Origin of the sequence: Butyricimonas sp. Marseille-P3923 (assembly GCF_900184685.1) — a bacterium.
Taxonomy (GTDB): domain Bacteria; phylum Bacteroidota; class Bacteroidia; order Bacteroidales; family Marinifilaceae; genus Butyricimonas; species Butyricimonas muris.
On the sequence record NZ_FXXL01000006.1, the window covers coordinates 355978 to 376692 of the forward strand.

At 45.0% G+C, this 20715-nt stretch carries 15 protein-coding genes; 11 read left to right on the top strand and 4 right to left on the bottom strand.

Annotation, left to right across the window (positions count from 1 at the left end):
- Positions 1-116: 116 nt before the first annotated feature.
- Positions 117-2471: a DPP IV N-terminal domain-containing protein gene (locus CS948_RS07390; protein WP_369689226.1), complete on the bottom strand. Its 2355-nt coding sequence runs from the start codon at positions 2469-2471 to the stop codon at positions 117-119.
- 243 nt (positions 2472-2714) lie between these two features.
- On the opposite strand from CS948_RS07390, the gene CS948_RS07395 reads away from it, so the two are divergent.
- Entirely contained in the window at positions 2715-3287 is a 573-nt protein-coding gene (locus tag CS948_RS07395; RefSeq protein WP_099291069.1) for a DNA alkylation repair protein, read from the top strand.
- A gap of 133 nt (positions 3288-3420) precedes the next feature.
- On the top strand, positions 3421-5028 hold the full coding sequence (pckA, locus tag CS948_RS07400; protein WP_099291070.1) for a phosphoenolpyruvate carboxykinase (ATP): 1608 nt from the start codon (positions 3421-3423) through the stop codon (positions 5026-5028).
- Between the two features lie 75 nt (positions 5029-5103).
- On the opposite strand, the gene lpxA is transcribed toward pckA, so the two are convergent.
- From lpxA to lpxD, 3 genes are read right to left on the bottom strand one after another with little or no spacing between them, the layout of a single operon-like run.
- Positions 5104-5883, bottom strand: coding sequence for an acyl-ACP--UDP-N-acetylglucosamine O-acyltransferase (lpxA, locus tag CS948_RS07405; protein ID WP_099291071.1), 780 nt, complete (start codon positions 5881-5883; stop codon positions 5104-5106).
- A gap of 53 nt (positions 5884-5936) precedes the next feature.
- The gene (locus tag CS948_RS07410; protein WP_099291072.1) at positions 5937-7340 is read right to left on the bottom strand and encodes a bifunctional UDP-3-O-[3-hydroxymyristoyl] N-acetylglucosamine deacetylase/3-hydroxyacyl-ACP dehydratase; all 1404 of its coding nucleotides are present in this window, start codon (positions 7338-7340) and stop codon (positions 5937-5939) included.
- Positions 7341-7342: 2 nt separating this feature from the next.
- The gene (gene lpxD, locus CS948_RS07415) at positions 7343-8374 is read right to left on the bottom strand and encodes a UDP-3-O-(3-hydroxymyristoyl)glucosamine N-acyltransferase (protein ID WP_099291073.1); all 1032 of its coding nucleotides are present in this window, start codon (positions 8372-8374) and stop codon (positions 7343-7345) included.
- Positions 8375-8650: 276 nt separating this feature from the next.
- On the opposite strand from lpxD, the gene rimP reads away from it, so the two are divergent.
- The 9 genes from rimP to CS948_RS07455 all read left to right on the top strand — a co-directional run bounded on the left by rimP (position 8651) and on the right by CS948_RS07455 (position 20710).
- Positions 8651-9115, top strand: a complete 465-nt coding sequence (gene rimP, locus CS948_RS07420) for a ribosome assembly cofactor RimP (RefSeq protein ID WP_099291074.1) — start codon at positions 8651-8653, stop codon at positions 9113-9115.
- 15 nt (positions 9116-9130) lie between these two features.
- Positions 9131-10369, top strand: coding sequence for a transcription termination factor NusA (gene nusA / locus CS948_RS07425; RefSeq protein WP_099291075.1), 1239 nt, complete (start codon positions 9131-9133; stop codon positions 10367-10369).
- A gap of 41 nt (positions 10370-10410) precedes the next feature.
- The gene (gene infB / locus CS948_RS07430; protein WP_099291076.1) at positions 10411-13299 is read left to right on the top strand and encodes a translation initiation factor IF-2; all 2889 of its coding nucleotides are present in this window, start codon (positions 10411-10413) and stop codon (positions 13297-13299) included.
- A 100-nt stretch (positions 13300-13399) separates the two neighbouring features.
- Entirely contained in the window at positions 13400-13861 is a 462-nt protein-coding gene (locus tag CS948_RS07435) for a protein-disulfide reductase DsbD domain-containing protein (protein WP_227216927.1), read from the top strand.
- 43 nt (positions 13862-13904) lie between these two features.
- Positions 13905-15011: a CapA family protein gene (locus CS948_RS07440; protein WP_099291835.1), complete on the top strand. Its 1107-nt coding sequence runs from the start codon at positions 13905-13907 to the stop codon at positions 15009-15011.
- 206 nt (positions 15012-15217) lie between these two features.
- Complete coding sequence (locus CS948_RS07445; protein WP_099291077.1) at positions 15218-15595, top strand: methylglyoxal synthase; 378 nt, start codon at positions 15218-15220, stop codon at positions 15593-15595.
- A gap of 86 nt (positions 15596-15681) precedes the next feature.
- A complete protein-coding gene (locus CS948_RS21450) occupies positions 15682-16110 on the top strand; it encodes a DUF6769 family protein (RefSeq protein WP_141560906.1) in 429 nt (142 codons plus the stop codon).
- A 102-nt stretch (positions 16111-16212) separates the two neighbouring features.
- Positions 16213-17481 (top strand): efflux RND transporter periplasmic adaptor subunit, encoded by a 1269-nt coding sequence (locus CS948_RS07450; protein WP_099291078.1) that lies wholly within the window; start codon positions 16213-16215, stop codon positions 17479-17481.
- A gap of 124 nt (positions 17482-17605) precedes the next feature.
- Positions 17606-20710, top strand: coding sequence for an efflux RND transporter permease subunit (locus CS948_RS07455; RefSeq protein WP_099291079.1), 3105 nt, complete (start codon positions 17606-17608; stop codon positions 20708-20710).
- The last annotated feature ends 5 nt before the right edge of the window (positions 20711-20715 follow it).

The window sequence follows — 20715 nt, forward strand, 5'->3', positions numbered from 1 at the left end:
AAGAGATTCTGATTACATTTTGCGACCACTTTTGAGAGGGGCAGAGTGTAACAAAACCTGTCTATGCTAATTCGCTACACTCTGCCTAAATCTGCTTTTTTAATTAGAAATTTATTTTATAATCGCATGAAAGCGTCAATCTCCCGGAACTGATCGGAAGAAAAATCACCCAACAGGTACTTGGCAAAATGGAACCACATTTTCCGTTGGTAAAATTCTTGCGGCATCCCAGAGAAACCGTGACTCTGACCGGGTAATATCACCAAATCGAAATTCTTTCCGGCACGCAAAAGGGCATCAGCCATGCGAAGGGTGTTTGCCGGATGCACGTTATTATCCGCGTCCCCGGTCACCAGCATCAAATAACCTTTCAGATTTTTCGCCAACTCGATATTCGTGGGAATACGGGTTTCAAATTTCACTTTCTCCACCGTGGTCGTGGTATCTTTTCCCGTCACGGAATCTTTCACGGTCTTTTTCTCGAACGATTTGATTTCCCTTATCCCGTGATGTGTTTCCCCCCACCACTGGTTGTATATATTATTATCGTGGTTCCCCGCGGAAGAAACTGCCGCCGTGTAAAAATCCGGATAGGTACATATTGCCGCCGTGGACATAAATCCGCCGCCGGAATGACCGAAGATACCCACTTTCGTTTTGTCGATGAAAGAGAATCTATCCGCCAATTGCTCGATCCCGAATTTATCATCCGCCAAAGGATAATCGCGAAGATTGTTATAACCAAAGGTATGATACCACTTGTCCCGTAGCGGGCTGCCACCCCGGTGCCCGAAAGTCACCACGATAAAACCTACTTGCGACAACGCGGTATTATAAGCCGATTTCACGCTAAATTTCAAGGGGATAGCTTCCGTCTGGGGACCCGGGTAAACATACGAAATGACAGGATACATCTTCGTGGAATCGAAATCAGCCGGTTTCCACATGTAACCGTACAGATCGGTTACCCCGTCCGCCGCCTTGATTGTAAACGGTTCCGGCATCCGCCATCCCGTCTCGTAAAGAGCCGTTAAATCGGGCGAAGCCAGATCGAGAATCTTCTTTCCCTTGTTATCCCTCAGTACGCTCGCAGGTTCCAGATCGACACGGGAGTAATTATCCACGAAATAGCGTCCCGACTCGGAGAAAGCCGCCTCGTGAGTCGCCTGCTCCGGCGTCAACATCTCCACCTGACCGTTCCCGTCCAGACGAGCCTTGTTTATCCGGGCGAAATAAGGACATTCCCCTTTCACCTGACCGTATCCCTCGAAATAAATGGTACGCCCGACGGTATCTATCTTAACCATCTTCCCGGAAGTCCATGCACCGGAAGATATCGCGTTCTTCAAATTACCTTCCCCGTCGTAAAGATAGAAATGACCGTGCCCGGTACGCTCCGACCACCAGATAATATCTTTCCCGTCATTCAATAATGACAAATGGAAGAATTCATTATTGAAATAAGGCTTGCTAATCTCGTTAAACAACACCTTAACCTCTCCCGTTTCAGGGTTTACCCGACAGAAGTCGATCTCGTCACACGTTCTTTTCTTCCGCAAGAAATAAAGACTCTCCACTTTCTTCCCGGGAGTGAACAAACGAATAGTCTGATCTTTCCATTTCTCCACGGGGACTTTGATCTCTTTCTTGTTCAGGGTATCGAAAAGATAAAGTTCTTCCTGTTGCACGTTCTCGTCACCCGCCATCACGTATTGGTACTCGTTGAGCGCGGGACGCTGGCTCAGGGAATTGACGATAAACAAGGATTTAATCTTCCTGCGGTCAGTACGGCGCACGTAGAAACGTTCGGAATTTTCGAACCAAGTTACACGCGCCGACTTTCTTGACGTAGAAGTATCCGAATCCGAAACGGCATACGAGTACTTCAACTCCCCATCGGTAGTCAATTGTGTTTCAACCGAATCTTTCACGCGCAACATGTACAAATTATGTCCCTTGGCATACACGATATAGGTACTATCCGGGGAATACGCCCCGAACAATCCTGTTCTTTTCGGTTTAGCGGGTGGAGTCGGCTTCTTCCGGGCGGAATCAATTTTGACAAGTTGCTTCGTGTAAATATTGTACTCGAAACGGAACGTGTCAACCATGAATTTCATCGTCTTCTGATCTTCCTTGAAAGAAATGCCCGTGATCGGGAGTTCGCTTTTGTTCACGGGTTTATGAGTCACTTTACTGATCTCTGCCGCCATAAAATCCCGGTCGAACATCTCCCGTTGTGATTTTGCCTTGGGGTCCACGAAGAAATAGCGTGTCCCGTCCGCCTTCCGGTACGAGTACCAGAATTTGTCACTCTTTTTCAAATAATTCGGATAGACAACCGTCGAACCGGTCAGATTCTTCGCGTCCATCTTCATAAACCTCTCTGCCTGCTTGAAATTCGCCTTCTGACACACACCGGTCAAAACAAGAAAACAAAGCAATGCACTCGTGAAAAACTTTATCATCATTCGTATTATTAAAATATTGATATACTCATATTACAACTTCACCGCACGAAATTAGCGATATCTCGTGATAGAACGATTGCACGTCCAAATCTTAATAAATATTTAACACATTTAGAAACTTTAATATAAGCAACTTCTACACAAACGTTTGTATATGTTGTAAAATATATAATTTCTTTCCCCGAATCATTTATTTATCTCTACTTTTGCGATGCGAATTTTTCATTAATACACCGAGGAATAATGGAAGTATACCCGATAAGCAAAGAAACGGAACAAACCTTCAAGGAAATCAGCCGCCGTATTTTCCGCCTGCAAAACGGAAGAAGCCTCGACAGTATGGAGAACGTGGGGGCTGACACCCGAGGACAAATCGGGGCTAGTTATCTCTCTTTAAAAAATTTGGCCACCCGTTACCCTAAAGAACAAAAATTGGCACAACTCTTGTGGGGTACAGGAAGACGGGAAGAACAAATCGTTGCGTGCTTTTTGTTCCCCGTCGAGGATTTGATTACTGAAAAAATTACACAATTGTTAGAGCATTGTCATAGCTTCGAGATCGCCGAATATTTCGGGACGCTGGTGCTTGCAAAAGGTAAAGATTTGAAAAGCCGGGTAGACGGATACCTGCAATCCGACTCTCCTTTCCTGCAAAGCGCAGCACTGACCGCTATCGGGCGAAACCGGATAGACAATAAATTAAATCCCGTATTTACCGACAGTTACATACAGGAGATCGACCCGAACAAATTCATCGACCCTCACGTACAAATGGTATACAACAGGATAAATACAGTACGACACAGGGACGGATAAGATGAGGTGTTAATTATATATAAAGACTCGCTGGAGTGGGAATCTTGATTGTTTTTATAAAAATGTTTCCTATTTTTGTGGTCTGATTACAGAAAAAAAGAATTAATTAATTTACAAACATAAATTTATTGCCATGGCAAAATTAGATTTAAGCATTTATGGAATTACAGGGGTAAAAGAAATCTTACACAACCCCTCGTACGAAGAATTATACAAGGCTGAAACAGACCCTACTTTGGAAGGGTACGAAAAAGGATATGTAACCGAACTCGGAGCCGTGAACGTGATGACCGGTATCTATACCGGACGTTCTCCCAAAGATAAATTCTTTGTGATGAATGAAGCCAGCGCAGACTCCGTGTGGTGGACGACTGACGAATACAAGAACGACAACAAACCCTGCTCGGAAGAAGCATGGGCTGACCTAAAAGCAAAAGCCGTGAAAGAATTGTCCAACAAGAAATTGTACGTGGTGGATACGTTCTGCGGGGCTAACGAAGGTACTCGTCTGAAAGTGCGTTTCATCATGGAAGTTGCATGGCAGGCTCACTTTGTAAAGAACATGTTCATTCGCCCGACAGAGGAGGAATTGGCAAACTACGGTGAACCCGATTTCGTTTCTTTCAATGCCGCTAAAGCAAAAGTGGATAACTTTAAAGAATTAGGATTAAATTCGGAAACCGCTACCGTTTTCAACTTGAAGACCAAAGAACAAGTTATCTTGAACACTTGGTACGGTGGTGAAATGAAGAAAGGTATCTTCTCTATCATGAACTACTTGAACCCGTTGCGCGGCATCGCTTCCATGCACTGCTCCGCCAACACGGATATGAACGGTAAGAATACCGCTATCTTCTTCGGTTTGTCCGGTACGGGTAAAACCACCTTGTCTACCGACCCGAAACGTCTTTTGATCGGTGACGACGAGCACGGATGGGACGACGAAGGCGTGTTCAACTACGAAGGCGGATGCTACGCCAAGGTTATCAACCTGAGCAAAGAGGCTGAACCGGATATCTACAACGCTATCAAACGTGACGCGTTGCTGGAGAACGTAACGGTAGACGCTAACGGGAAGATTGACTTCAACGACAAATCGGTTACTGAAAACACCCGTGTTTCTTACCCGATCTATCACATCAAGAATATCGTGAAACCGGTATCCAAGGGCCCGGCTGCAAAACAAGTTATTTTCTTGTCTGCTGACGCGTTCGGAGTATTACCCCCGGTATCTATCTTAACCCCGGAACAAACGAAATATTACTTCTTGTCCGGATTCACGGCTAAGTTGGCAGGTACGGAACGCGGTATTACCGAACCGACCCCGACCTTCTCCGCTTGCTTCGGTGCGGCATTCTTGTCATTGCACCCGACCAAATACGCGGAAGAGCTGGTGAAAAAGATGGAAAAAGAAGGAGCGAAAGCCTATTTGGTGAACACCGGATGGAACGGAACCGGAAAACGTATCTCTATCAAAGATACCCGCGGTATCATCGACGCTATCCTCGACGGTTCTATCGACAAAGCCCCGACCAAGGACATCCCGTACTTCAACTTCCAAGTTCCGACCGCATTGCCGGGAGTTGACCCGAAAATCCTTGATCCTCGCGACACGTATAGCAACGCCAGCGAATGGGAAACAAAAGCAAAAGACTTGTCTGAACGCTTTATCAAGAACTTCAAGAAGTTCGAAGGCAACGAAGCCGGAAAAGCATTGGTTGCAGCAGGTCCGAAATTATAATTATCAGGATTAGCACAATAAAAAAAGCACTTCCCGCAAGAAGTGCTTTTTTATTGTTCTAATCTATAAATAAGGCTATCCCATATATCCCTTCATGATACCCCGTTTGCTATTCCGCACGAACATGATGATTTCATCACGCTCTTTTGATGCCGGCATTTCTGCCTCAATCCGTTCGATAGCGTCTGTATTATTCAGACCGGACTGGAAAAGAATCCGATAGATATCTTGAATCTCATTGATTTTCTCGTTGGAAAACTCGCGGCGACGTAACCCGATAGAGTTTACACCGGCATAAGACAATGGTACTCTTCCGGCTTTCACGTACGGGGGCACATCTTTTCCGATCAATGAGCCACCGGAAATCATCACGTGACGTCCGATATGCACGAATTGATGCACGGCACTCATTCCGCCCAGAATAGCGAAATCGTCCATTTCAACCTCTCCGGCCAACTGGCAGGCATTCGTTACAATACAATTATTTCCAATTCGACAATCGTGCGCCACATGCGCGTAAGCCATTATCAAACAATTATTACCAATTTGGGTAATGCCCTTTGCGGCAGTACCTCTATTTACAGTAACACATTCACGTATGGTTGTGTTATCTCCAATAACGACAATTGATTTTTCCCCTCTAAACTTCAAGTCTTGGGGAATAGCGGAAATAACAGCACCCGGAAATATCTTGCAATTCTTCCCGATATGTGCCCCTTCCAGAATAGTAACATTCGAGCCAATCCTTGTTCCTTCCTCGATGATAACATTCTTGTCAATTGTCACGAACGGATCAATCACCACGTTATCAGCAATTTGTGCTTCAGGATGAACATAAGCTAACGGTTGTTTCATTCGTTTTTTATTTAATAGTATATATTATTTTCATTTTAGCGGGTGCAAGTTTACTAATCCTTCTTGGTTTTTGCAACTTGCGCCATAAATTCTCCTACTTCACAAACTAAATTTTTACCAACGAAAGCATATCCCCTCATCGTCACGATACCGCGCCGTATGGGAGCAATCTTGACTAATTTGAACACTAAAGTATCTCCCGGAACTACTTTACGACGGAATTTAATTCCATCAATTTTTACGAAATAAGTGGAATAATTCTCCGGGTCTTCCACTTGATTCAATACAAGGATACCTCCACATTGTGCCATGGCTTCCACGATCAGCACGCCCGGCATAACAGGTTCTTCCGGGAAGTGTCCCACGAAGAAAGGTTCGTTCATGGTCACGTTCTTGCAACCGATCACGATATCATCCGTTACCTCGTAAATCTTGTCCACCAACAAGAAAGGAGGACGGTGAGGCAATAAAGCACGTACTTTGTTCACATCCATCATAGGCTCGGAATCCGTATCCACATCCGGACGAACATCCTCGCGTTCCGCTTGTGCTATCGCTTTATACATTTTCCGAGCCATCGTCGTGTTTGCCTTATGTCCCGGTCTTTCAGCTATAACACGTCCTTTGATAAAACGTCCGCATAATGCCAAATCCCCGATAACATCCAATAATTTATGACGAGCCGGCTCGTTATCGAAATACAAGGTCAAGTTATTCAACACTCCTTGTTTTACCTCTATGGAATCATGATTGAATAATTTCGCTAAATGATCTACCTCTGACTGAGAGATTTCCCGGTCTACAATCACGATAGCGTTATCCAAATCTCCTCCCTTTATCAAGTTATGTTTTAACAACATCTCCAATTCCCGCAAAAACACGAAAGTACGACAAGGAGCTATCTCCTTGGCAAAATCCGTCGTCTTGTCGGAATAGGCCGCATATTGCATCTGCAAATAAGGAGAATCGTAAGCCACCACCAGATTCACGTTATAATCCGTATCCGGCAACAAGGTCAATTTGGTTTGCCCGTCTTCACTGCAATATTCCATTTGTTCCTTCACCACGAAATATTTCCGTTCTGCCGATTGTTCCTCGATTCCGGTTTTTTCAATGGCTTCCACGAAATATTTTGAACTCCCGTCCAGTATCGGAAATTCCTCCCCGTTCAACTCGATCAGGCAATTATCAATACCACAACCGTAAAGAGCAGCCATGGCATGTTCCATCGTGAACACGCAAATCCCGTCTTTTTCCAGACAGCTGGCACGATCCATCAATTTAATATATTCAGCCAAAGCGGGAATTTCAGGGGCTCCTTCCAAATCTACCCGATGTATTTTGTACCCAAAGTTCTCTTCCGCCGGCTTAAAAGTAGCCGTTACCATTTTACCGGTATGCAAGCCTTTTCCGCTCAAAGAGAATTCACTCTTCAAAGTTCTTTGCTTTACTGACATTTCTATTTTGACTTTAAATTTGCAACTTCTTTCTCTAAATCTCTCAATAGCCCGTACATTTCCGGCAATTTCCGGAACATCACGTAACATTTCTGATATTTCGGGTAATCAAAAGCAGGCGAACCGCGCAACACGGATTTCTCCGGGATATTGGAAGTGATACCGCTCTGCGCCGCAATTTGAGTACCCGCCCCGATTGTCAAGTGACCGACAAGTCCCACCTGTCCGCCGAACACGCAATTCTCACCGACTTTCGTTGTCCCGGCAATTCCCGTCTGGGCGGCAATAACCGTGTTACCTCCCACGACAACATTATGCGCGATCTGTACCAGATTATCCAGTTTCACGCCTTTATGAATAAGCGTAGACCCCATCGTAGCCCTGTCTATACAAGTATTGGCACCAATCTCTACGTTATCCTCGACCACCACGTTTCCGATTTGCGGAACCTTTTTATAATGATCGCCTTCCGGGGCAAAACCGAATCCATCAGCACCCAGAACCACTCCCGCGTGCAGGATACATGATTTCCCGACAACACAACCGGAGTAGATTTTCACCCCGGCATAGATAATCGTATCGTCACCGACGGTCACCCCGTCACCGATATAAGCCTGCGGGTATATTTTAACGTTATTACCTATTTTCGCACCTTTTCCTATATAAGCAAATGCCCCGATATAAGGCTTTTCTCCTATCGTGGCACTTTCACTAACATAAGACGGTTGTTCTATCCCCTGTGGTTTCGGGCGCATATCCTCGTACATCTGCAACAAGGTCGCGATTGCATCATAAGCAGACTCTACACGAATTAATGTACAGGCGTACTCGTGGGCAGGTTCAAAAGTCTTGTTTACCAGAACGACTGAAGCCTGTGTCGTGTAGACATAGTGCTCGTATTTGGGATTGGCAAGAAAAGCCAGCGTACCGGGTTTTCCTTCCTCTATCTTGGAAACGTTATTCACAATAACTTCCGGATCTCCATCCACAACCCCGCCAAGCAGAGCTGCTATATCCTTTGCTTTAAACTCCATAATTCACAAAATTTCGGCAAACTTACAAATTTTATTTGGAACAACAGACGGAATGTGACAAATATGTTTCACTTTTTCAACCATTTTCTTCCGTAAGCCGCTAATCTACTGCATTCTTCCGGAATCCGCTCGTTTTACGCGACGAATAGCTATTTTTCTTTAGATTTTTCAGCGAACCCTTTGGAATAAAAAGAATTAATTGTATCTTTGCAAGCGGTTATTAACACTGAGGGGGCGAGACGTCCCCTCTTCTGTTATCTTAAACTAAAGGATTGAATGAAAAGCACAAAGGAAATAAAAGAAATTATCAAATCCATTCTGGAAGGAAGCGAATTGTTTCTGGTGGATGTATCCATATCCGCAGATAATTCGCTCGAGGTCTACATCGATTCGTTGACAGGTGTCAACGTGGGCAAGTGTAGAGAGGTTTGCAAAAAATTGGATGCCCAACTCGACCGGGAGACCGAAGATTTCGCCATAACCGTTGCAAGTGCCGGAATCGGTTACCCGTTCAAAGTAGCACAGCAATACGAGAAGAACCTGAACAAAGAAGTTGAGGCAAAGCTACTAACGGGAGAAAAAATACAAGGCATATTAAAATCTTATTCAGACGAAGGCATCGTACTTGAATGTGAAGAGAAAGTCGCGGTTGAAGGGAAAAAGAAAAAGAGCCTTGTAAAAATAGATAAGAGCATTCAGTTCAAAGACATAAAGGAGGTAAAAGACATTGTTATTTTCTAAAACACACGAGATAAAATGGAAAACATTAATTTGATTGATTCATTTGCAGAATTTAAAGAGCTAAAAAATATTGACAGAGCTACCTTGATGAGAGTGTTGGAAGACATTTTCAGAAATATGCTCATCAAGCGATATGAGACGGACGAAAATTTTGATATCATTATCAATATAGACAAAGGGGACTTGGAGATCTGGAGAAATCGTGTCGTGGTTGAAGACGAAGAATTTGAGAACCCGAATACACAGATATCATTGACCGAAGCGAAGAAAATAGACACGGATTACGAAGTGGGAGAAGAAGTAACCGACGAGGTGAAATTCAAAGACTTCGGACGCCGTTCGGTTTTGGCATTAAGGCAAAACCTTTCTGCCCGTATCCTCGAGCTGGAGAAAGACCACATCTTCACGAAATACAAAGAGAAAGTGGGACAGATCGTGACCGGGGAAGTTTACCAAGTATGGAAAAAAGAGATTCTGGTACTGGACGATGAAGGCAACGAATTGATATTACCCAAACAAGAACAAATCCCGAGTGATTTCTTCAAGAAAGGTGACACCATTCGTGCCGTGGTAATCCGGGTGGAGATGAAAAACGCTTCTCCTTACATCATTCTTTCCAGAACATCACCCGTGTTCCTTGAAAGATTGTTCGAGAACGAAGTACCGGAAATATTCGACGGTCTGATCACCATTAAAAACGTGGTTCGGGTGCCGGGCGAACGTGCAAAAGTGGCCGTAGAGTCTTATGACGACCGTATCGACCCCGTTGGAGCCTGCGTGGGAATGAAAGGATCACGTATCCACGGAATCGTCCGGGAATTGAGAAACGAGAATATCGACGTGATCAATTACACGAATAATATACAACTTTATATAACCCGTTCTTTGAACCCCGCCAAGATCAACAAAATTGAACTTGACGAAAGCAATAAAAGAGCAAACGTATACCTTAATCCGGAAGAAGTATCACTGGCAATCGGTAAAGGCGGTTTGAACATCAAACTGGCAAGCCAACTCACGGGATACGAGATCGACGTGTACCGCGAATTAGAGAAAGAGGAAGAAGAAGACGTGAAGCTGGAAGAATTCTCGGATGAAATAGAACCGTGGATCATTGCAGAACTGAATCGCGTAGGTTGTGATACAGCCAAGAGCGTACTGGAATTAAGTGAGTCGGAATTAGAGAGCAGGACTGATCTTGAGATAGAAACCATCAGGGATGTTCTCAGAATTTTAAGAGCTGAATTTGAATAAGGACGCTCAAGATTATGAATGCTTGTAAATAAAATCTTAATATGGCAGTTAGACTAAGTAAAGTTGCTAGAGAATTTAACGTAGGCTTGTCCACGATAGTGGATTTCCTACAAGAGAAGGGGATTAAGATTTCATCTGATCCAAACGCAAAATTAACTGATGACCAATACTCTTTGATTGCCAAAGAGTTCTCCACGGATAGCGAGGCTAAAAAAGAATCCAATCGCGTGGACTTGAAAAATACCCGGCTAAAAAAAGAGACCGTGAGCATCGACAATATGGGAAATACGGAATCTCATCAAACGGAATTTATTTCCGTGAAAGACGAGATAAAACTGGAAAGCAAGATAAAAGTCGTGGATCACATCGACCTGAATAAACTGAATAAGCCCAAAAACGAAGAAAAGGTCGAGGAAAAGCCTGTCGAGAAAAAAGAAGAAAAAAGAGTGGAGAAAATAGAAGAAAAAAAAGAGGAAACACCTGTTGAAGTTCCGGTAAAAGAAACTCCGGTTCACGCACAAAAGCAAGAGCGTGAAGAAAATCAAGCTCCTTTCAAATCTTCCCCGAAGACTCTTATAAAACAACCGAAAGAGGAAGTAAAACAAGAGGCCGCACCGGAAATAGAGGAAGAAAATACCTATACCGGAAGACAGGAAGTCAACTATAAATCTTCCACCCCGACTATAAAGGACGTGAAAGTAGTGGGTTCCATTGACTTGGATGCCATCAATCAACGCACCCGTCCCCCGAAAAAAAGCAAACAAGAGCGCGAAAGAGATAAACGGGAACTTAAAAAGAAATCACTTGTTCCACCCAAGAGCACGGATGAACTTGCTCTCAAGAAGAATATTCCGGTCAGTGGAGACGGAAAAGAAGATTCTGATGATACGGAGATCCGTAAAAAACGGAAACGTATTCTGAAAAAGGATGAAAGAATCACTATTGATGCTCCTAAAACAGCTAAACAGGAAGAGAACAAGAAGAAACTCAAAAAAATCAAGAAGAAAAAAGCCAGCAAGGCTGAGATTTCGGAAGAAGATGTTCAAAAACAAATCAAGGATACGTTTGCGCGTCTGGGAAGTAAGGGAAAAACCAAATCTTCCAAGCACCGGAGAGACAAACGGGATGCCGTGCATCAAAAAATGCAGGCTGAAATAGAACAAGCCGAACTGGAGAAGAATATTCTTAAACTCACGGAATTTGTTACGGTTAGCGAGTTAGCTACCATGATGGATATTTCCGTGGCGGAGATCATTTCGGCCTGTATGTCACTCGGTCTGTTCGTATCCATCAACCAACGTCTGGACGCAGAAACCATCAATATCGTGGCGGAAGAATTCGGATTCGATGTTGAATTTGTCAGTGTTGACATTCAAGAAGCCATTGATGAAGAGGAGGAAGAAACAGAAGACATGCTGGAAACCCGTCCCCCGATCGTTACGGTCATGGGACACGTTGACCACGGTAAAACATCTTTGCTCGACTATATCCGTAAAGCAAATGTAATCGCCGGAGAAGCGGGAGGAATCACCCAGCACATCGGGGCTTACAGCGTAAAACTGGCAGACGGAAGAACGGTAACTTTCCTTGATACCCCGGGACACGAGGCATTTACCGCCATGCGCGCCCGCGGAGCTCAAGTAACCGATATCGCTATCATTATCATCGCTGCCGACGACAACGTGATGCCGCAAACCGTTGAGGCCATCAACCACGCAAGTGCGGCAGGTGTTCCGATTGTATTCGCTATCAACAAAATTGATAAACCGGGAGCCAACCCCGACAAGATTCGCGAAGAACTGGCAGCCATGAACTATCTGGTAGAAGAATGGGGCGGTAAATACCAATGTCAAGAAATCTCCGCGAAGAAAGGCTTACACGTAGAGGAACTTCTTGAAAAAGTATTACTCGAGGCTGAAATCCTTGAACTGAAAGCCAACCCGCATAAAAAAGCCACGGGGTCTATCATTGAATCCTCTTTGGATAAAGGACGGGGATACGTGGCTACCGTACTCGTGCAAAGCGGTACTCTCCACGTCGGAGACGTTGTGCTTGCCGGACAATATTTCGGACACGTGAAAGCCATGTTCAACGAACGCGGCGCCAAAATGGAAGAAGGCGGACCTTCATGCCCGGCATTAATCCTCGGGTTGAACGGTGCTCCGCAAGCCGGTGACAAATTCAACGTGATGGCGAACGAAAAAGATGCGCGTGCATTGGCAAACAAACGCGAACAATTACAACGCGAACAAGGACTGCGTACCCAGAAACATATCACGCTGGACGAAATCGGAAGACGTATCGCTATCGGAAACTTCCAAGAACTGAACATCATCGTGAAAGGAGACGTGGACGGTTCTATCGAGGCATTATCCGATTCCTTGATCAAACTATCGACCCAAGAAATACAGGTGAACGTGATCCACAAAGCGGTAGGACAAATTTCCGAAGGCGATGTCATGCTGGCTGCAGCATCCAACGCCATCATCGTCGGATTCCAAGTTCGTCCTTCCTTGAGTGCCCGCAAACTGGCGGAGAAAGAAGAGATCGACATCAGACTCTACTCCATCATCTACACGGCTATCGAGGAAATCAAGGCTGCCATGGAAGGTATGCTTTCACCCGAATTCAAGGAAGAAATCACTTCTACCGTGGAAGTACTTGAAACATTCAAGATTACCAAGGTGGGCACCATTGCCGGATGTCTCGTGAGAGACGGAAAAATCACCCGTAACTCGAAAGTACGCGTGATCCGTGATGGTATCGTGATCTTTACCGGAGAACTCGGTTCATTGAAACGTTTCAAGGATGACGTGAAAGAAGTCAGCAAAGGATTCGAGTGCGGTTTGAACATCAACAATTTCAACGATATTCAAACGGGAGATTTCGTGGAAAGCTTTGAACAAGTAGCAGTGAAAAAAACATTATAATTTTTTTAACTATAAGCTAAGACAAATTCTCTCGATAATTTTGTACTTTGCGTCACTAAATATTAGAGAGGAATTATTTTAAAAACTAATTGATTTACTCATGAAAAGACTTTTAATTCTTACAGCAATATTAACCATGATGGTTGGAGCTGCAAACTCACAGGTTTTAAAACCGGTGAAATGGCAAATTACTTTCAAGAAAGTCAGCGAAGGTGTTTATGACATCATCTGCAAGGCTACCATTGAAAGCGGCTGGCACCTGTATGATACGAAACTTCCGGAGAATGGTCCTCAACCAACCGTTTTCATCATGGACGAAGACGAATCATCCGATATTGAATTAGTTGGCGAATTCAAGGCTACCACAGAAGCGAAAGTAGAAAAAAGCGAAGCATTCAACATGGAATTGAAATATTTCGAGGAAACAGTTACTTTCGTTCAACGCGTGAAATTGAAAAAGGACACCGGTAAACTGGTAGGTACTGTTGAATACATGGCTTGCTCAGGCTCTCAATGTATTCCTCCCGCCGAAGAAGAATTTGAATTTGAATTGAAGAAATAAATTGAAAGCCGTCTTCGGACGGCTTTTTTTATACCTCTCTCGTATGGCATCGAGGATTCGACATACCCTCATTCTGATCACATGGATTACCATCCTTCTTCTCGCCTGCAAAGAGGAGAAGAAACCCGCACGAGCAGATCATGCTATACAGATACCGGCAACACCCGACACCGTTTCTTTATTCTTTTGCGGGGATATCATCCAACATCTACCCCAGATATACGACGCACACAACCCGACCGAGAAAGATTACAAATACCTGAAATGCTTCCGGTATATCGCACCTTATTGGCACGACTCGGATTTTGTAATCGCGAACTTGGAAACTACCCTCTCCGATAAAGAATACTCCGGGTATCCTCGTTTCAGTTCTCCTTGGCAAATAGCAAGAGATCTGCAACGTCTGGGAGTAACGACGTTCGTCACGGCGAACAACCATTGTTGCGACCAACTGGCTCGAGGCATCACGAAAACAATTTATTACCTCGATTCGCTGGGCATCGCCCACACGGGCATCTTCATGGATACGTTAAGTTATAAAAAAAGGAATCCGCTCTACCTTCGGAAAGACAATTTCAAAATCGCACTGTTAAACTACACGTACGGTACAAACGGACTTCCCATCCCGAAAGGTTTTGTCGTTTCCCTCATCGACACCACGGTTATCAAACGGGATATTCAGCAAGCCAAACGAGATTCGGCGACCAATATCATTGCTTTCATGCACTGGGGATACGAGTATCACACCTCCCCCAATAAAGAACAGAAAGCCCTCGCCACATGGCTACACGCACAAGGGGCAGACATCGTCATCGGTTCACACCCCCACGTGGTACAACCTATCGAATACATCTTATCGGGCAAAGACACCGTTGGAGTTACCGCCTATTCACTCGGTAATTTCATTTCAAACCAATCTTATAAAGGTACCGACGGAGGTATTTGTATCCGCTTAACTTTAACCCGCCCGGAAGCAAAAACCACCCGTTACACCATGGAAACAATCAAGTTCTACACATACCGCCCGTTCGAGGAAGGACGCACCCGCTATTACGTCGTCCCCGAAGCCCTCTCCGACAGCATCATAAAAGATTACCACCTCATCAAAAGCAAACGCTTTTTCAAACAAACCGACTCCATACTGAATTAGTTTATAAGGTTCATAAAGTCTATTACACCCGCAAATGTTTCGTCTACAGCAGCAAAGTTGCTGATTAATAATACCCGAAGAACTCCCGTCACTTTTAAACCTTATAAACTTTACAAACCTTATAAACCCTATAAACTTTCCCCCGAATCATTTCATTTTTGCCCGACTTAATTATATATTTGCTGTAACGTAAAAAAAATCACACTATGAAACTAGCAGTAATTGCACACGACGGGAAAAAAGCAGAAATGGTCGCTTTCCTAAACAGGCATTATGATTTCATGCATTCGGCAAACATTGAAATCATCGCAACCGGAACCACCGGGAAACACGCTCAAGACGCGGGATTAAAAGTTGAACGTTTGCTTTCAGGCCCTATCGGGGGAGATGCACAGATAGCGGCACAGGTTGCGGAACATAAAGTACAAATGGTCTTCTTCTTCCGTGATCCGCTGGACAAACATCCACATGAACCGGACGTACAAATGCTCATGCGTGTCTGCGACGTACATAATGTACCATTGGCAACCAATCCCGCCTCGGCAGAATTGATGCTTCGCGGATACGAAACCATGAACAAGTAATTGTTAATAATTTATTAAAGCTCACGCAAACATTTGCATATCTGCATTCTATACCCTAAATTTGCAGATAGTTAATAATATGCGCCATGAGAAAACGCCAGTTAGCAATTATACCGCTTCTTGTTGCCTGCATCACGATGCTGGCGACAACGGTTTTACCTCACCACCATCATGGCTCTCTCATCTGTTTCACCACAACACATTGCATCGAACAACAAGAAGGGAATACTTGTCAACACAATCATGGTTCCAACTCTTGTGAAAAAGAATGCGAAGTAAAACAACTTTTTGAAACAGATATAATAAAAGAACATAATCATAAATGTTCATGTTGTCCGGAACTGACTCCGGAGCATCTACTTCTCCCGTTATTTATCATTGCAGGAGAAAACTATTTATTCTTATTCCCGGAAGACACGCGAATAACACCGCCCACATTCTATCGGGAACGACTCCACGCCATCACGTGGAGCATGACTTCTGCCGGACGTGCACCACCTACCGTATTAGCTTAAAGAAATCGTTCCGGATTTCATTCTTTGTATTTATCGCAATCCGGTAAAATACATTACCTACATTTATTCGATTTATATACTCATAACAAATAACTTATTCATATGAGAACATTTTTTTATGCTATTACAATATTAGCAATCTCACTTGTCGGATGCAAGAGTAACTCATCACAAGACAAACACAAACATTCCGAAATGGAAACCCATGCAGGACACGACCATGCTCATGACCACAACCATGACAAGGATCACGATCATGATCCGAAACACGATCACAGTCACGACCACGAAACCGCGGAAGAACACGCCGCACACAGCCACGAGGCAGAAGAAGCAAAACATAGCGACGAGATAATCTTTTCCAAAGAGCAAGCCGCTAAAACAAATTTCGAAGTACAAGAGATACAGCCCGGCAGTTTCAACCAAGTGGTAAAAACCTCCGGACAAATAATGGCAGCCCCCGGCGACGAAGCAGTTGTCGTTGCCACCAGCAACGGTATAGTATCCTTTACCTCCAACAAATTGAGTGAAGGTACCGCCGTCAAAAAAGGGCAATCCCTATTCCAAATATCGTCCAAGAACATGGCAGAAGGAGATTATTACACGAAAGTAAAAGCCACCTACGAAACGGCAAAAGCCAATTACGACAGGGCTGAATCGCTCGTGAAAGATAAAATCATCTCTCAAAAAGAATTCGAAGCCGCCCGTTTGGAATACGAGAACGCCAGAACAGCATACGAGGCCGTATCGGGAGCCAAAACAGAGAAAGGTGTAAGTGTAAACGCCCCGATCAACGGGCATATCAAAAACATACTGGTAAAAGAAGGAGAATACATCACAGCCGGACAAGCACTGGCAACCGTTTCACAAAACCAACGGTTAGTACTCCGTGCCGAGGTATCCCAAAGATACTACAACGCGCTGAAGAGTATCAATAGCGCCAACTTCAAAACCCCATATGACAACCACGTGTACGAACTGGCAGACCTGAACGGACGCCTGCTCTCTTTCGGAAAGACTTCCGACAACAACTCATTCTTCGTACCCGTGTCATTCGAATTTGACAACAAGGGAGAAGTCATCCCCGGCTCATTTGTTGAAGTATATCTTATTTCATCCCCGATAGAAAATACCTTGAGTATCCCCGTTTCCGCGCTGACAAATGAAATGGGCTTCTTCTACGTCTACGTGCAAATCGACGACGAAGGCTACCGCAAACAAGAGGTTACCCTTGGCGCCAACAATGGCAAAGAAGTACAGGTACTGAAAGGACTGCACCCCGGCGACCGCGTCGTAACTCAAGGAGCCTACCAAGTAAAAATGGCCTCCGCGTCAGGTGCAATACCTCATGGACATAGCCATGAACATTAATCAATTGAAAATGGAGAATTGAAAATTGAAAATGAAAAGATATACAGCGTTATCAATTGTCTGCAAGAGGAGTTAGAGAGGGAAATTCTTCAATCTAAAATTTAAAATCATAAATTAATTTCGGATGTTAAATAAGATCATACAATATTCATTACACAACCGACTGGTGGTAATGATCGCGTCGATTGTCCTGCTTTTGTGGGGTTCTTACACGGCGCACAAAATGGAAGTGGACGTATTTCCGGACTTGAATGCCCCGACAGTGGTAGTCATGACCGAGGCACAGGGTATGGCACCCGAAGAAGTAGAACGGATGGTAACCTTCCCCATCGAAACAGCGGTAAACGGAGCAACCGACGTGCGCAGCGTGAGATCATCCTCCACGACAGGATTCTCCGTCGTGTGGGTGCAATTCGACTGGGGTACCAATATATACACGGCACGGCAAATTGTTTCTGAAAAACTATCTACCCTCGGAGATGCCCTTCCGGGTAACGTGGGAAGTCCCACTCTCGGTCCGCAATCCTCCATCTTGGGAGAAATGATGATTTTCGGATTGACCTCCGACACGACCTCTTTACAGGACTTGCGTACCATTGCCGACTGGACAATCCGTCCCCGCCTGCTCTCCACGGGGGGCGTGGCACAGGTAACCGTTATCGGCGGCGATATCAAAGAGTACCAGATACTTCTCGATCCTACCCGTATGAAACACTACGGCATCACCATGGACGAAGTACTGGCCGTGGTGGATAACATGAACCAGAACTCCACGGGAGGCATCCTCTACGAGTACGGTAACGAGTACATCGTGCAAGGTATTCTCGCAACCGACAATGTTGAAGAACTCGGCAAAGGAGTCGTGAAAACAGTAGACAATATACCTGTCCTTTTATCGGACATCGCCACGGTACAAATCGGGCAAAAAGAACCCAAACTGGGACTGGCATCCGAAAAGGGACATCCTGCCGTGTTAATCACGATCACTAAACAACCTAATTCCAACACGTTGGAATTAACGGACAAACTGGACAACGCCATCTCGGAATTGCAAAAGACATTGCCCTCGGACGTGCAAATCTCTTCCGACATTTTCCGTCAATCCCGTTTTATCGAGAGTTCAATCTCCAACATACAGAAAGCCCTGTTCGAGGGGGCAATCTTCGTGATTATCGTACTCTTCTTCTTCTTGATGAACGTACGTACCACCATTATATCGCTGGTAGCATTGCCCTTGTCATTACTCGTGGCAATTCTAACCTTACACGCCTTGGGATTAACCATCAACACGATGAGTTTGGGAGGACTCGCCATAGCCATCGGATCCTTGGTCGATGATGCCATTGTCGATGTCGAAAACGTGTATAAACGACTGCGGGAAAATCAACAAAGACCGACGGGCGAACGTCTTTCTTCCCTAAAAATCGTGTTCGAGGCATCCAAAGAAGTACGTATGCCCATTCTGAACTCCACGCTAATCATCGTGGCTTGCTTCTTGCCCCTGTTCTTCCTTTCCGGCATGGAAGGACGCATGTTGATACCGCTGGGAATCGCTTTCATCGTGGCCCTTTTCGCTTCCACGGTAGTAGCTTTGACCTTAACCCCGGTATTATGCAGCTATATCCTCACCACCCCGAAAGCATTGAAAAAAAGCGAGAAGGAACCCATTGTTTCCCGCACGCTGAAAAAATGGTATAAAAAAGCCTTGGAATGGGCTCTCCGCCACAAGAAAGTGGTTATCGGAACCAGTGCCGCCCTGTTAATCTTCACGATCATCATCATGACCGGATTGGGACGTAGCTTCCTGCCCCCGTTCAACGAGGGGTCGCTCACCATCAATACCAGCACCATGCCGGGTATCTCACTGGAAGAATCCGACAAGATGGGACGGATGGCAGAAGAAATATTACTGGGCATCCCGGAAATACAGACTGTTGCCCGCAAGACCGGACGTGCCGAATTGGATGAACACGCCTTGGGAGTCAACGTATCGGAAATCGAAGCTCCTTTCGAACTTGACAAACGCTCCCGGGAAGAATTTCTTGCCGACGTGCGCGAGCAATTGGGTAAACTACAAGGCATGAACATTGAAATCGGGCAACCGATCTCCCACCGTATCGACGCCATGTTGTCCGGAACAAAAGCAAACATAGCCATTAAGCTATTCGGTAACGATTTGAACAAACTGTACACCATCGGGGGGCAAATCAAAGACGCCATTCAAGGCATCGACGGCATCGCCGATCTGACTCTGGAACAACAAATCGAGCGCCCGCAACTACAAATCAAACCGAAACGGGATATGCTCGCCAAATACGGCATTACCTTGCCCGAATTCTCCGAGTTCATCAACGTGGCACTCTCCGGTAGAGTCATATCCCAAGTGTACGAGGGCGGTCGGGTATTCGACCTCACCGTGAAAGTACACGACAACAACCGGGTAAACATGGAAGAAATCGGTAACTTGATGATTGACGCCAACGGACAAAAAGTACCGCTTCACTACGTGGCTGAAATACTCCCTTCCGTGGGACCGAACACCATCAGCCGGGAAAACGTGCAACGAAAAATAGTCGTATCCGCCAACGTGGCAGGACGTGACTTGAACGGTGTCGTGAAAGATATCCAAAAAACAGTAGACGAACAAATCTCCCTGCCCGAAGGCTATCACGTGGAATACGGCGGTCAATTCGAGAGTGAACAAGCGGCTTCACGTACCTTGTTCCTTACCTCATTGATCTCTATCATGTTGATATTCCTGTTATTGTTCAACGAATTTCACAGTATGCCCTTATCCGGAATCATCATGCTGAACTTGCCCTTGGCTATCATCGGGGGAATCATCAGCATCTGGTTTACCTCGGGAATCATCAGCATTCCCGCTATTATCGGGTTCATCTCGTTATTCGGTATTGCCACCCGAAACGGAATCCTGCTCGTGTCGCACTACAACCACCTGCGGGAACAAGGTTTTTCATTATACGAGAGTGTTATTCACGGCTCTCTCGATCGGTTGAACCCGATTCTGATGACAGCCTTAACCTCCGCCTTGGCATTGATTCCGCTTGCAGTCGGGGGAGACCTTCCGGGCAATGAAATCCAAAGCCCGCTGGCTCAAGTTATCTTGGGTGGATTATTAAGCTCCACCTTGTTGAACGGCTTCGTGGTTCCGATCATGTACATATTGCTTAACCACAAGCAAAAAAATATCGAAAACTTGGAAGCGTAACCTTT

Excerpts from the sequence above, each read along its gene's own strand:
- CS948_RS07390 (WP_369689226.1), bottom strand. The coding sequence starts at position 2,471 with ATGATGATAAAGTTTTTCACGAGTGCATTGCTTTGTTTTCTTGTTTTG.
- CS948_RS07395 (WP_099291069.1), top strand. The coding sequence starts at position 2,715 with ATGGAAGTATACCCGATAAGCAAAGAAACGGAACAAACCTTCAAGGAA.
- pckA (WP_099291070.1), top strand. The coding sequence starts at position 3,421 with ATGGCAAAATTAGATTTAAGCATTTATGGAATTACAGGGGTAAAAGAA.
- lpxA (WP_099291071.1), bottom strand. The coding sequence starts at position 5,883 with ATGAAACAACCGTTAGCTTATGTTCATCCTGAAGCACAAATTGCTGAT.
- CS948_RS07410 (WP_099291072.1), bottom strand. The coding sequence starts at position 7,340 with ATGTCAGTAAAGCAAAGAACTTTGAAGAGTGAATTCTCTTTGAGCGGA.
- lpxD (WP_099291073.1), bottom strand. The coding sequence starts at position 8,374 with ATGGAGTTTAAAGCAAAGGATATAGCAGCTCTGCTTGGCGGGGTTGTG.
- rimP (WP_099291074.1), top strand. The coding sequence starts at position 8,651 with ATGAAAAGCACAAAGGAAATAAAAGAAATTATCAAATCCATTCTGGAA.
- nusA (WP_099291075.1), top strand. The coding sequence starts at position 9,131 with ATGGAAAACATTAATTTGATTGATTCATTTGCAGAATTTAAAGAGCTA.
- infB (WP_099291076.1), top strand. The coding sequence starts at position 10,411 with ATGGCAGTTAGACTAAGTAAAGTTGCTAGAGAATTTAACGTAGGCTTG.
- CS948_RS07435 (WP_227216927.1), top strand. The coding sequence starts at position 13,400 with ATGAAAAGACTTTTAATTCTTACAGCAATATTAACCATGATGGTTGGA.
- CS948_RS07440 (WP_099291835.1), top strand. The coding sequence starts at position 13,905 with ATGGCATCGAGGATTCGACATACCCTCATTCTGATCACATGGATTACC.
- CS948_RS07445 (WP_099291077.1), top strand. The coding sequence starts at position 15,218 with ATGAAACTAGCAGTAATTGCACACGACGGGAAAAAAGCAGAAATGGTC.
- CS948_RS21450 (WP_141560906.1), top strand. The coding sequence starts at position 15,682 with ATGAGAAAACGCCAGTTAGCAATTATACCGCTTCTTGTTGCCTGCATC.
- CS948_RS07450 (WP_099291078.1), top strand. The coding sequence starts at position 16,213 with ATGAGAACATTTTTTTATGCTATTACAATATTAGCAATCTCACTTGTC.
- CS948_RS07455 (WP_099291079.1), top strand. The coding sequence starts at position 17,606 with ATGTTAAATAAGATCATACAATATTCATTACACAACCGACTGGTGGTA.